The following is a 10,770-nucleotide window of genomic DNA, read 5'->3' as shown; positions in this document are numbered from 1 at the left end:
CCATTTCGCTGCCGCCTTCGAAGAAGTCGAATTCCTCGGTTCGCAGTTCCTCAAGCCACTCGAGCAGGGTGCCCTGAGGATCCCTGCTAGGGAGTAGGGCGTCGAGGCGCGCGAGCGCATTGTCTGCGGGGCTGTAGGCCTCGGTGAAGCCTTCGGCTTGGCTCTTGGCTGCCAGCACTAGCTTCGCGGCGTTGGCGAGGGCAGGGGGCGCACGTCGGCCGATCCAGGACAAAAACTGTCGGCGCTCCTCCGAGTACCACGAACGGACCAGTTCGCTCGCGCCCACGCCCGGATTGTGAGCGATTCCCAGATTATCAAAGGGATAGTCGCGAACATGTACGCGCCAAAGGCGCCGCAATGAGGCCATCGCCAGGCACTCGGAAAGCTCCGGCGAGATGAAGGGGAGGGCGCCTTCGATCCGCGCAAGTGTCAGTTGCCAGGGGGAAGGGGAAAATGCCATCAGCCAGAAAGTATATCAATGGGCTAAAAAGTATACCCAGCTTGTACGGTTGATTTGCTGTCCGATAAATGCCCTTCACGGACATCACATTCGAGGTGTCTTGAGCAGGAGAAATGAACCAGGGCAGGGCTCAAACGTCAGGATTCTCCCGGAATAATGCCACTGGCCACAACTGGTTGAGAGGTATATCTAATGGGGGCAACCGTTCGAATGCCTCCATTACATGATATGTGACAAATGACCCTGATCGGCTACGCCCGGGTTTCGACCGACGAACAGGACACTGCTGCTCAGCAGGATGCTCTGCGCGCTCAGGGTTGCAGCGTGATTTTCGAGGACAAGGCCAGTGGCGCCAGCAAGGAGCGTCCAAACCTCGCTCGCGCGCTGGACCGAGTGGGGAAGGGCGATACCCTGCTGGTGGTCCGAATTGACCGCCTGGCGCGTTCGCTGGCTCACCTGCTGGAGATCGTCGAGACGCTGCGTGGCAAGGGTGCGTTCTTTCGCTCGATCAACGATCCTATCGACACCTCGAGTGCGCAGGGTATGCTAATGATTCAGATGCTTGGCGCCTTCGCCGAGTTTGAGCGGGCGCTGATCCGCGAGCGGACGCGGGCAGGGCTCAAGGCTGCGGTTGCGCGGGGCGCTCGGCCTGGCAATCCAAAGATGCGGGCCCGTGACCCGATTGCCATCGCCGAGATCCGTCACAGCCACAATGAGCGATACCTGAATGCGCTGATCGACGGCCGACATCGGTGGCTGCCGACGGTAGAGCGGCTCCGGCCGCATTTACCTTGGGCGCTGGTACTGCGCCAAATCCGTGCGATCACCCCGCCAGTGCGCTCGTTCAGCGAGCGCACACTTATCAAGGCTTGTCGGACGCTGGTGAAGTCAGGCCACGCCAGCCTCGCCATTCTGGAGCCGTCGCCGCGTCTGCCGCCCGACACCCGGGCGGCACGGCTAGTTGCAGATCGGCTGAAGACTCATCCGGAGGCCTCATTGCGTGAGATCGCCGCCTGGCTGACACGCGACTTGCGAGAGCCCACTCCGCGTGGAGGGCTGTCCTGGTCTGCAGAAGGGGTCCGCCGGGTGATCCTCCAGGCAAAGGCGCTACATTTGATCGAGGAATGAGGGCTCGGTCGATCATCAGCTATTATTCGACCGTCGTAGCTCCCGAACCCCCGAGAATGATTGCTGCGCCGACAAGGCAGATCAGGGAGCCGAGGATGTCAGTCGTCGTCGGCCGTTGCCCTTCAATCAACCACAGCCAGACGAGCGAAGCGGCGATGTAGACCCCGCCATAGGCAGCATAGGCGCGTCCCGCATAGGCTGTGTCGACCCGGGTCAGCAGCCATGCGAACGCGACCAGCGCCAAAACACCGGGAACTGCGACCAGCGCCGGTTTGCCGTTCTTCAGCCAGGCCCAGAAGGCAAAACAGCCCGCGATCTCGCAGAAGGCTGCGGCCGCGTAGATCGCGCAAAGCTTCATGTGGCAGCGTCCGCAAGGTCCTCGAAGATCGTGCATGGCAGGGCGGGAGACGGCCCGCAGGTGGCATCGCAGCGCTTGGCCATGGCATCAAGCGAAGTCTCGAGACGGGCAAGTTCCAATCGCCGTTCCTTGACCTCGTCAATGCGCTGTTGGACGATGTCACGCGCTTTGGTGCAGCTTCCGTCAGCATCGGCTTCGGCAACCAGCAAATCCCGGATCTGATCGATCGACATGCCGAAATCACGCGCGCGGCGAATGAATTGCAGGCGCTTCACATCGGGCCAATCATAGCTGCGGCGCCCGCCATCGGTCCTTGCCGCGTTCGGAACAAGACCGATCGCTTCGTAGTAGCGGATAGTCGGCGCGGAACTTCCCGCGTGACACGCGGCCTGGCTGATGGACATCGGCATGATGGCGGCATCGCACGATGGTGCTTGCTCTTCAAGTTACTTGAACTTGTAGAAGGCTTCGACTCGAACCCGAACAAGGACGTTGCCCATGAAATTCAAACTGGGATTTGCCGGTCTGGCGCTCGCTTGCGCGGCCTGCTGCGCGCCTTTGCTGGTGCCGCTGTTAGCGTGAACCGGCGTGATGATTGGATATGCCGCAGTGTCCCTCGACGCGATGCTGTGCATCGGCATTCCCGCCCTTGCCCTGGTTGGCGGCGGGGTCTGGCTCGCCCGGCAAAGGCGGCAGCGGGTCAGCTGCGAATGCCACGACAGTTGCGATCCCGCTTCGCGCTGCGGTTGAACGGTGTGGCTATGCCGCCGGTATGACCCCGGCGGCATGGCCACCGGATGTTCAGACCCCCATCAAACCGGCGGTTTGGGCCAGCACCCACAGACCGATGATCAGGAACAGGCTGGCCGCGATCATGCGGACCATCTTCAGCGGCACGTATTTCAGCACCTCATGCCCAAGGAAGACGGCCGGGACATTGGCCAGCATCATACCGAGCGTGGTGCCCGTGGTCACCGCGATTACATCGTGGAACCGTGCGCCCAGCGCGATGGTCGCAACTTGCGTCTTGTCGCCCATCTCGACCAGGAAGAACGCGATCAGGGTGGTGAGGAAGGCGCCGAACCGGGCGGGCTTGTGTTCCTCGTCGTCCAGCTTGTCGGGGATCAGGGTCCAGGCGGCCATCGCAATGAACGAGATTGCAATCGCATAGCGGAACCACTGACCATCGAGGATCGATGGCCACCTGAGAGCCGATCAGCGCGGCCAGAAAATGGTTGGCGATGGTCGCGCCGAATATGCCGGCGACGATCGGCAGCGGTTTCTTGAACCGCGTCGCGAGGACGATCGCCAGCAATTGGGTCTTGTCACCGATCTCGGCGAGAGCGACGACCGCGGTAGAGGTCAATAAGGCTTCCATGAACAGTCTCCGGGCCGGGCGGCGTAAAAGATCCAACGGACACCGATCTCGCCGCCCAGCCCGGACGGAGATTCGGTGCCATTGGTCTCGCCCAAGCGGTGTCCCGCTTCCCTCGCACCACGGCCTCTCGACCGAGTATGTTGACGCGAAGGCTCGCCCTAACAGGCGACTGGCTACTCCCCAGATGACAGACGGCGCTTAGCGCGGTGCAAGTCGTCAGGTTCGGCCGGTCATTGCTCGCAATACGCTAGTGGCGGCCAGGTATCGACTTTCCGTGGGGGTGGGGAGCACTCAGGCCAGGAAGGCCTTGGCTCATAGACTTTCGATCGCTCTGCGCAGCTTCTCTCGTACCTGTTCGGCGGCAAGCTTCAGTTCTGGATTTTCAATGGCCACCATTGAGGCAACCGGGTCAATTGCCGCGACCTCAGTTTTCCCGTCGCCTGCATCCTGAACAACAACATTGCACGGCAACATGGTGCCGACCTTGTCCTCAATCTGGAGTGCTTCGTGCGCCAATTGGGGATTGCAGGCGCCCAGGATGCGATAATCGCGAAAATCGACCCCGATCTTGTTCTTAAAAGTATCTCTGACGTCGATCTGGGTGATGATTCCGAAGCCGTACGCTTTCAGAGCCTCGGTGGCACGCTGCACGGCACTCTCGAAATCTGTCTCCAGCGTCTTGGCAAAATAATAGCTCATCGTGCTTTCCTCAGTAGAAGGAGGGAGGCCAGGCTCTCCACTGGCAACCCGAATACCCAAATTCAGGGCGTGCTCGACAGGAAATCGGCAATCGCCTGCCTGTCCGCGTCATCCAGGCTCGCGGCCATCCGGTTCATCACTGTGCCCTGACGCTCGCCGCTGGCGAAGCGGTTCAACTGATCGACGACATAGGCCGCGCGCTGGCCCGCAAGGTTAGGAACATTGGCCGTCGTACCCGGCCCCATCATTCCGCCCATCCCACCTCCCATCATGCCGCCGCCCATCATGCCTCTCATGGGCATGCCGCGTCCGGTATCCGAGGTGTGACACATCGCGCAGGAAGGCATACGGGAATAGAACAGGGATTGACCTTCGGCGACCCGGCTTTCGTTTATTTGCTCATCGGGCTTGCGGGTCTGCTGACTGAAATAGGTCGCTACATCGGCGATGTCTTCGTAGGCGAGCGCCGTGACATTGGGGGCCATAATGTCGGATTTGCGGGTTCCTTCCTTGAAAGCGCGAATTTCCCAGTAGAGGTAGGGAAGGCTTTGCCCTGCCAGTTTCGGAACATGAGGGTCGGGGCCGCCATTTCCGTCGGCGCCATGACAGGCGCCGCATTTTTCCTGCGCAATCTGTTGGCCGCGAGTGGCGTTCCCCGAGATGGTGCCTGACGCCTGTGAATCGCCCGAACTCTGGCGTTCGGCCAATGCTTCGGCGGCCCCCTGGCGCGAGTCGCAGCCGCTCAGGGCTGCGGTAAGTGCGAGCACGAGCCAGAACGGGCCTATAATCCCCGCCTTTGGCATCACATGACTCCTTTGTTGGGAGCCGTCCAACTCCCGGGCGATGTGATGGTGCTACAACCTCCAGTCACTAGAGGAGCAAGCGCATAGTCCGCTAATAATGTGGCGATCATCGGAACTGTGGGCCAAGCGTCTGCACACCCACAACCCACCGATTTGCCATCGGCTTACGCGTTAGCAGGCAAGGCAACGCCAGCGATCGCCTCGATCACGCGGCAATCTGCGGCGCGGCCGCCATCACAGGATGCAGCGACGCCCACCAGTGCGCTGCGCAAGGTTTGCAGGCGGGCGATGCGCTCTTCGATGTCGCGTAAATGCTGGCGCGCGATTGCCGCCGCTTCACCGCAGTCGCGTTCAGGCTGATCCGATAGCGCCAGCAGTGACCGGATTTCATCGACCGAAAATCCCAGACTGCGGCCATGGCGGATGAAGGAAAGGCGGCGGACGTCTGCTGCGTTATAGGTCCTTCTTCCCGATGCGGTCCGCATGGGGCACGGGAGCAGGCCGATTTCCTCGTAGAACCGGATGGTGTTGACCTTGGTGCCGGTTTGCCGTGCCAAGTCGCCAATTGCAAAACACGCGGGGTCACTCATCTTTCGGCTCCATATTGCGAGTGAATCGCAAAAACTGCTTGCTTCTACAGCTACTGTAGATTGTATCGGAGGGCGATGAGCAAGCCCAAATTCGCGAATCACGCCCCGAAATCCATCAAAACCGCCACCCGCGTGCCGCGTATGGTCGCCTTGCTGGTGTCCCTACTGGTGGCGGGAACGGCCCCTGCCTTTGCAAGCCCGAGCGATGAGGATGTCCAGACGGCCTGGCGGCTGCTCGACTATGTCGCGGTCGATTATGCGGGGGCGGTCGCCGATGGAAAGGTGAAGAGCGCGCAGGAATATGCGGAGATGACCGAGTTCGCCGGCGCGGTCGAAGCAAAGCTCACGGCGCTGCCCACATCGGCGCAGAAGGCGGAGCTGCTGTCCGAGGCGAAAGCGTTTCGGGGCATGGTCGCGCAGAAGGACGCGCCGAATGATGTAGCGAAGTCCGCGCGGACGCTCGCCGCGCACCTGTTGACCGCCTATCCCGTCCCGCTCGCACCCGGCAAAACCCCTGATCTGGCGCGCGGCAAGGCGCTCTACGCGCAAGACTGCGCAGGCTGCCATGGCCTGAGTGGCGACGGGCACGGCCCAGATGCGGCCAAGCTCAACCCCGTGCCGGTAGCCTTTGCCGATGCGTCGCGAGCCCGCGAGAGAAGCCCCTTTGCGCTCTATCAGGTGATCGGCCAGGGGCTCGATGGCACCGCCATGCGCAGTTTCTCCGAATTGCCCTCGCAGGACCGCTGGAACCTCGCCTTCTACATCGGTCGCTTAGCCTTCCCCGATGCGGGCAAGGGCGAACAGCTCTGGAAGAACGATGCCGCATTGCGCAGCCAGGTTCCCAACCTGGCCGCGCTCGCCGGGATGACGCCTGCCTCGCTCGGGCGGCAGATTGGTCCTGACAAGGCTGATGCGGTCCTTGGCTATCTACGGGCGCATCCCGAAGCGGTGAGTGAGGCCAAGGCCGGATCGCTGACAGTTGCCCATGCAAAGCTTCAGGCGAGCCTTGCGGCTTACGAGGCCGGCGACAGAGAGGCGGCCAAGAAGCTCGCGCTGTCTGCCTATCTCGACGGGTTCGAGCCGGTCGAGCCGGCGCTCGCGGCGCGTGATGCGACGCTGATGGGGCGGATCGAGACCGAAATGGGCAATTTTCGCGCCGCCGTCGGTCGCGGCGAACCTGTCAGTGCGGTCAAGGATCGCATGGCAGTCCTCGATGGGCTGTTCAGCGATGCCGAGGAGGTGCTGTCGCCCGATGCCGCCAGCACGGCGTCCACCTTCCTCGGCGCATTCACCATCCTGCTGCGCGAGGGCGTGGAAGCGCTGCTGATCGTGGTCGCCATGATCGCCTTTCTACGCAAGGCCGATCGCGGCGAGATGGTCCGCCATGTCCACGTCGGTTGGGTTGCGGCCCTTGCCGCAGGAGCGTTGACCTGGGCTGTTGCGACCTTCTTTATCGGCATCAGCGGCGCAAGCCGGGAATTGACCGAAGGTTTCGGCTCGCTGTTCGCCGCCGTGGTTCTGTTGTCCGTCGGCATCTGGATGCACGGCAAGTCGCAGGCCGGAGAATGGCAGCGCTATATCAACGAGACACTCGGCAATGCGCTGTCGCGTAGCTCCGGGTGGTTCCTGTTCGGCCTCGCCTTCATCGTCGTCTACCGCGAGGTTTTCGAGACGATCCTGTTCTATGCGGCGCTGACCGCGCAGGGAAGCGGCGCAGTCATTCTAGCCGGCGCAATCTCAGCCATCGTCGTCCTAGCGCTGATCGCCTGGGCCATGCTGCGGTTCAGTGCCCAGCTTCCGGTGCGCGAGTTCTTCAAATACAGCTCCTGGCTCATCGCGGTGCTGGCGGTCGTCCTCGCCGGCAAGGGCGTATCGGCATTGCAGGAGGCGGGGATCATCGACATTGCCCCGCTGGCTCACATGCCTCGCATCCCGGTGCTGGGACTGTTCCCGACCTGGCAGTCGATCGGCGCGCAATTTTTGACGATCGCGGTCATCGTGGCAGGGGGATGGTATAATGAGTGGCTGGCCCGCAAGGCGGTGGCGGCGTGACGGAGTAGTCCCATGGCCGACACTTGCTGCGGTTCAAGTTCAGCACCTGCTTCCTTGGACGAGACGTTTGCGCCTGCGCTTTCGGCTGTGCCTGAGGGTAGCAGCGTCACCCGTCTGCGCATTGCCCAGATGGATTGCCCGACCGAGGAAGCACTGATCCGCAAGAAGCTCGGCACCATGGACGAGGTCCAGGGGCTCGAGTTCAATCTGATGCAGCGCATGTTGACGATTGCCCATCGCACGGGAGCGTTGCCAGCGGTCCAGGCAGCCATCCGCGAACTCGGCATGGAAGCCGAACTCTTTGAACCTAGCATCGACGAGGCGCCTCACGAGGAAGCCGCGAAGCCGTGGTGGCCCTATGCTGCGGGCGGCCTTGCGGCATTGGTCGCGGAGATCATGCACTGGTCCGGATTGCCCGAATGGATGGTCGCGCTGATCGCCTTGCTCGCCGTCGCCGTCTGCGGACTCGATACATATCGCAAGGGCTGGATTGCCCTGCGCCACGGCAATCTCAACATCAACGCATTGATGAGTATTGCGGTGACGGGCGCGCTCCTGATCCGTCAGTGGCCTGAGGCCGCCATGGTCATGGTGCTGTTCGCCATCGCCGAACTGATCGAGGCGAAATCGCTCGACCGTGCGCGCAATGCCATTCGCAGCCTAGTCCAGCTTGCCCCGGACCACGCCACTGTTCGTGAGCCGGACGGCTCGTGGGTCGATCGCCCGGCCGCATCGGTGCGCATCGGTGACGTTGTTCGAATCGGGCCAGGTCAGAGCATTGCGCTGGACGGCACCGTCACAAGCGGTCGTTCGACGATCAACCAGGCGGCGATCACCGGTGAGAGCATGCCGGTCGAAAAGGCACCCGGCGACCAAGTGTTCGCCGGGACCCTCAACGAGGTCGGTTCCTTTGAGTATGAAGTGACCGCCGATGCCGGTCACTCGACGCTGGCCCGGATCATCGAAGCCGTTGAGTCAGCCCAAGGCGCCCGCGCACCGACCCAGCGTTTCGTTGACCAGTTCGCGCGCATCTACACGCCGGTCGTGTTCCTGGTCGCCGTTGCGGTGGCCCTCGTTCCACCCTTGCTATTCGCTGCCAACTGGCTGGACTGGATCTACAAGGCACTGGTCCTGCTGGTGATCGCCTGTCCTTGCGCGCTCGTCATCTCGACCCCCGTCACGATCGTCAGTGGCCTCGCGGCAGCGGCGCGCCAAGGTATCCTGATCAAGGGCGGCGTCTATCTCGAACAGGGGCACAAACTTGCTGTGCTTGCCCTCGACAAGACGGGAACCATCACGCACGGTAAACCCGCGCTGACCGACACGGTGCAACTCGATCAGATGGGTGGCATCGATAGCCTGCGCGTCGCAACCAGCCTTGCCGCGCGTTCCGACCATCCCGTCTCCTTTGCGATTGCCGAAGCAGGGCGAAAGTCTGGTATAGCCTTGCTCGATGTGACCTGCTTTGCTGCGCTGCCGGGGCGCGGCGTGAAGGGCACGATCGGCGGTGTGGACTATCTGCTCGGCAACCACCGCCTGATCCACGAAACCGGGGTGTGTTCCCCAGCGATTGAAACGCAGCTGGCCCAGCTCGAAGCGCAGGGCAAGACGGTCATCGTCCTGACCGATGGCAATGAGCCGCTCATCCTCCTCGCCGTCGCCGATACCATCAAGGACAGCAGCCGCGTTGCCATTCGGAACTTGCACGAGCTTGGCATCGAGACGGTGATGCTGACAGGTGACAACTCCCGTACCGCCGCAGCCATCGCGCAGCAGGTGGGGATCGACAAGGCACTGGGCGACCAGTTGCCCGAGGACAAGCTCCAGGCGATTGAACGCTATATCCGCGATGGCCGGTCTGTCGGCATGGTTGGCGACGGCATCAACGACGCACCCGCACTCGCGCGCGCCGATATCGGGTTTGCGATGGGGGCCGCCGGTTCCGATACTGCCATCGAGACGGCCGACGTTGCCTTGATGGACGACGATCTCAACAAGATCGCCCGCTTCGTGCAGCTTTCGCGCAAAACGCGGGCCGTTCTGGTCCAGAACATCACCCTGGCGCTTGGTATCAAAGCCATCTTCCTGGCGCTGACGCTTGCAGGATTTGGGACGATGTGGATGGCCGTATTCGCCGACATGGGAGCCAGCCTTATCGTGGTTGCCAATGGTCTAAGACTGGTTCGTCAGTAGTGCAAAAAGCAGCAACGCTCCTGGCTTGGCCACCTCAACCGAATGGAACAGCGCTGACATGACCGTACCTTGTGCCACCGGCATCGACACTGGCTTCGTGACACTGGGCTATGCCAAGGTCGCCGTACTGGGAGTGGTTCAGGGGATCACAGAACTCCTGCCGATTTCCTCGACTGCCCATATGCGCGTCGTGCCCGCCCTGTTGGGGTGGCGAGATCCCGGCTCGGCGTTTTCGGCAGCGATGCAATTGGCCGCACTGGCAGCGGTTATGAGCTATTTCTGGCAGGATGTGCGCCGCCTGGCGGTCGGTTCCGGGTCGGCGATCCGTCAACGACGGTTCAACGATCCCGAACTCCGACTCGCGATCTGGATCGCGTTGGCGACGGTCCCGATCACGCTCGCAGGGATCCTGCTGTCAGGCATCCTCAATACATGCGGTTCGCCGCTTCGCGCCTTGCTTGTGATTGGCTGGGCTTGCATCGCAATGGCAGTGTTGATGGCCCTCGCGGAAATTCTGGCACGCCACCGTCGCAGCGTTGAAAATGCATCACTAGTCGATGCACTGCTGGTCGGACTCGCGCAGGTCGGCGCTCTTATTCCAGGCGTCTCGCGCTCTGGATCAACCCTGACCGCAGCACTCGCGCTCGGTTTCAGGCGCGAGGAAGCGCCGCGCTTTTCATTCCTGCTGGGCATCCCGGCGATTGCTCTCGCCGGATCGAAGGAACTGTGGGAACTACATAAAGCCAATCTCGATATGCACGGTTGGTCCATTTTGGCGCTGGGCCTGATCGTCGCATCGATTTCGGCCTTCGTGGCGATCTGGGCGTTGATGCGCATTCTCGAGCGTTTCTCGGCTTGGCCGTTTGTCGTGTATCGCGGCCTACTTGGCATCCTTCTCCTCGTCGCCTCGTCGAAGGGGTGGCTGATATGACGCCGCTGCCCGTAATTGTCACGACCATCGGGTGGACCACCGCCGCCGTCGCCTCGATGGTCGGTGGCTCTAAATAAAATCCAAGTCAAGTTTGCCAATGTCTGCCGGCACCGAATGGCCGAAGCGTCTGCGCGATGACGGCTATAGTCACCTGATCACAAGGTGGGACCATTGGATT

General features: G+C 61.9%; 10 protein-coding genes, 2 pseudogenes and 1 riboswitch. Of the genes and pseudogenes, 4 read left to right on the top strand and 8 right to left on the bottom strand.

Translation table 11 applies throughout. The features are described from left to right. A pseudogene (locus K5Q19_RS12175) lies at nt 1–460 on the bottom strand (hypothetical protein); the annotation flags it as partial. Between the two features lie 237 nt (nt 461–697). Here K5Q19_RS12175 and K5Q19_RS12170 point away from each other — a divergent pair. After that, nucleotides 698–1,588: a recombinase family protein gene (locus K5Q19_RS12170; RefSeq protein ID WP_292633261.1), complete on the top strand. Its 891-nt coding sequence runs from the start codon at nt 698–700 to the stop codon at nt 1,586–1,588. A gap of 22 nt (nt 1,589–1,610) precedes the next feature. Here K5Q19_RS12170 and K5Q19_RS12165 read toward each other — a convergent pair whose 3' ends face one another. The 7 genes and pseudogenes from K5Q19_RS12165 to K5Q19_RS12135 form a co-directional block, all read right to left on the bottom strand. Then, complete coding sequence (locus K5Q19_RS12165; RefSeq protein WP_292633258.1) at nt 1,611–1,946, bottom strand: YnfA family protein; 336 nt, start codon at nt 1,944–1,946, stop codon at nt 1,611–1,613. Continuing rightward, entirely contained in the window at nt 1,943–2,356 is a 414-nt protein-coding gene (locus tag K5Q19_RS12160) for a MerR family DNA-binding protein (RefSeq protein ID WP_292633255.1), read from the bottom strand. Before K5Q19_RS12160 ends, K5Q19_RS12165 begins: the two co-directional genes overlap by 4 nt. Nucleotides 2,357–2,392: 36 nt before the next feature. Next, nucleotides 2,393–2,587: a hypothetical protein gene (locus K5Q19_RS12155; RefSeq protein WP_292945438.1), complete on the bottom strand. Its 195-nt coding sequence runs from the start codon at nt 2,585–2,587 to the stop codon at nt 2,393–2,395. Nucleotides 2,588–2,747: 160 nt separating this feature from the next. Then, nucleotides 2,748–3,324: pseudogene (locus K5Q19_RS12150) on the bottom strand (TMEM165/GDT1 family protein). A gap of 12 nt (nt 3,325–3,336) precedes the next feature. Then, nucleotides 3,337–3,519, bottom strand: a riboswitch (yybP-ykoY riboswitch). 117 nt (nt 3,520–3,636) lie between these two features. After that, nucleotides 3,637–4,023: a DUF302 domain-containing protein gene (locus K5Q19_RS12145; protein WP_292633249.1), complete on the bottom strand. Its 387-nt coding sequence runs from the start codon at nt 4,021–4,023 to the stop codon at nt 3,637–3,639. 62 nt (nt 4,024–4,085) lie between these two features. Beyond that, nucleotides 4,086–4,826, bottom strand: coding sequence for a c-type cytochrome (locus K5Q19_RS12140; protein ID WP_292633248.1), 741 nt, complete (start codon nt 4,824–4,826; stop codon nt 4,086–4,088). 164 nt (nt 4,827–4,990) lie between these two features. Then, nucleotides 4,991–5,416 carry a helix-turn-helix domain-containing protein gene (locus K5Q19_RS12135; RefSeq protein WP_292633245.1) on the bottom strand — a complete coding sequence of 142 codons (426 nt, stop codon included), beginning with the start codon at nt 5,414–5,416 and terminating at the stop codon, nt 4,991–4,993. A gap of 141 nt (nt 5,417–5,557) precedes the next feature. On the opposite strand from K5Q19_RS12135, the gene K5Q19_RS12130 reads away from it, so the two are divergent. From K5Q19_RS12130 to K5Q19_RS12120, 3 genes are read left to right on the top strand one after another with little or no spacing between them, the layout of a single operon-like run. Continuing rightward, nucleotides 5,558–7,468 (top strand): cytochrome c/FTR1 family iron permease, encoded by a 1,911-nt coding sequence (locus K5Q19_RS12130; RefSeq protein WP_292633272.1) that lies wholly within the window; start codon nt 5,558–5,560, stop codon nt 7,466–7,468. Nucleotides 7,469–7,522: 54 nt separating this feature from the next. Beyond that, complete coding sequence (locus K5Q19_RS12125) at nt 7,523–9,661, top strand: heavy metal translocating P-type ATPase (RefSeq protein ID WP_292633242.1); 2,139 nt, start codon at nt 7,523–7,525, stop codon at nt 9,659–9,661. 25 nt (nt 9,662–9,686) lie between these two features. Continuing rightward, on the top strand, nt 9,687–10,592 hold the full coding sequence (locus tag K5Q19_RS12120) for an undecaprenyl-diphosphate phosphatase (RefSeq protein ID WP_292945436.1): 906 nt from the start codon (nt 9,687–9,689) through the stop codon (nt 10,590–10,592). Nucleotides 10,593–10,770: the final 178 nt, after the last annotated feature.

This window comes from Novosphingobium sp., assembly GCF_019748365.1.
In the GTDB taxonomy this organism is placed as follows: domain Bacteria; phylum Pseudomonadota; class Alphaproteobacteria; order Sphingomonadales; family Sphingomonadaceae; genus Novosphingobium.
The sequence above is the reverse complement of the archived record's forward strand: the minus strand, read 5'-3'. Positions and strand labels throughout refer to the sequence as shown.

Bases quoted from the DNA above. Each gene is read 5' to 3' on its own strand.
- K5Q19_RS12170 (WP_292633261.1), top strand. From the start codon at position 698: ATGACCCTGATCGGCTACGCCCGGGTTTCGACCGACGAACAGGACACT.
- K5Q19_RS12165 (WP_292633258.1), bottom strand. From the start codon at position 1,946: ATGAAGCTTTGCGCGATCTACGCGGCCGCAGCCTTCTGCGAGATCGCG.
- K5Q19_RS12160 (WP_292633255.1), bottom strand. From the start codon at position 2,356: ATGCCGATGTCCATCAGCCAGGCCGCGTGTCACGCGGGAAGTTCCGCG.
- K5Q19_RS12155 (WP_292945438.1), bottom strand. From the start codon at position 2,587: ATGCCGATGCACAGCATCGCGTCGAGGGACACTGCGGCATATCCAATC.
- K5Q19_RS12145 (WP_292633249.1), bottom strand. From the start codon at position 4,023: ATGAGCTATTATTTTGCCAAGACGCTGGAGACAGATTTCGAGAGTGCC.
- K5Q19_RS12140 (WP_292633248.1), bottom strand. From the start codon at position 4,826: ATGCCAAAGGCGGGGATTATAGGCCCGTTCTGGCTCGTGCTCGCACTT.
- K5Q19_RS12135 (WP_292633245.1), bottom strand. From the start codon at position 5,416: ATGAGTGACCCCGCGTGTTTTGCAATTGGCGACTTGGCACGGCAAACC.
- K5Q19_RS12130 (WP_292633272.1), top strand. From the start codon at position 5,558: ATGGTCGCCTTGCTGGTGTCCCTACTGGTGGCGGGAACGGCCCCTGCC.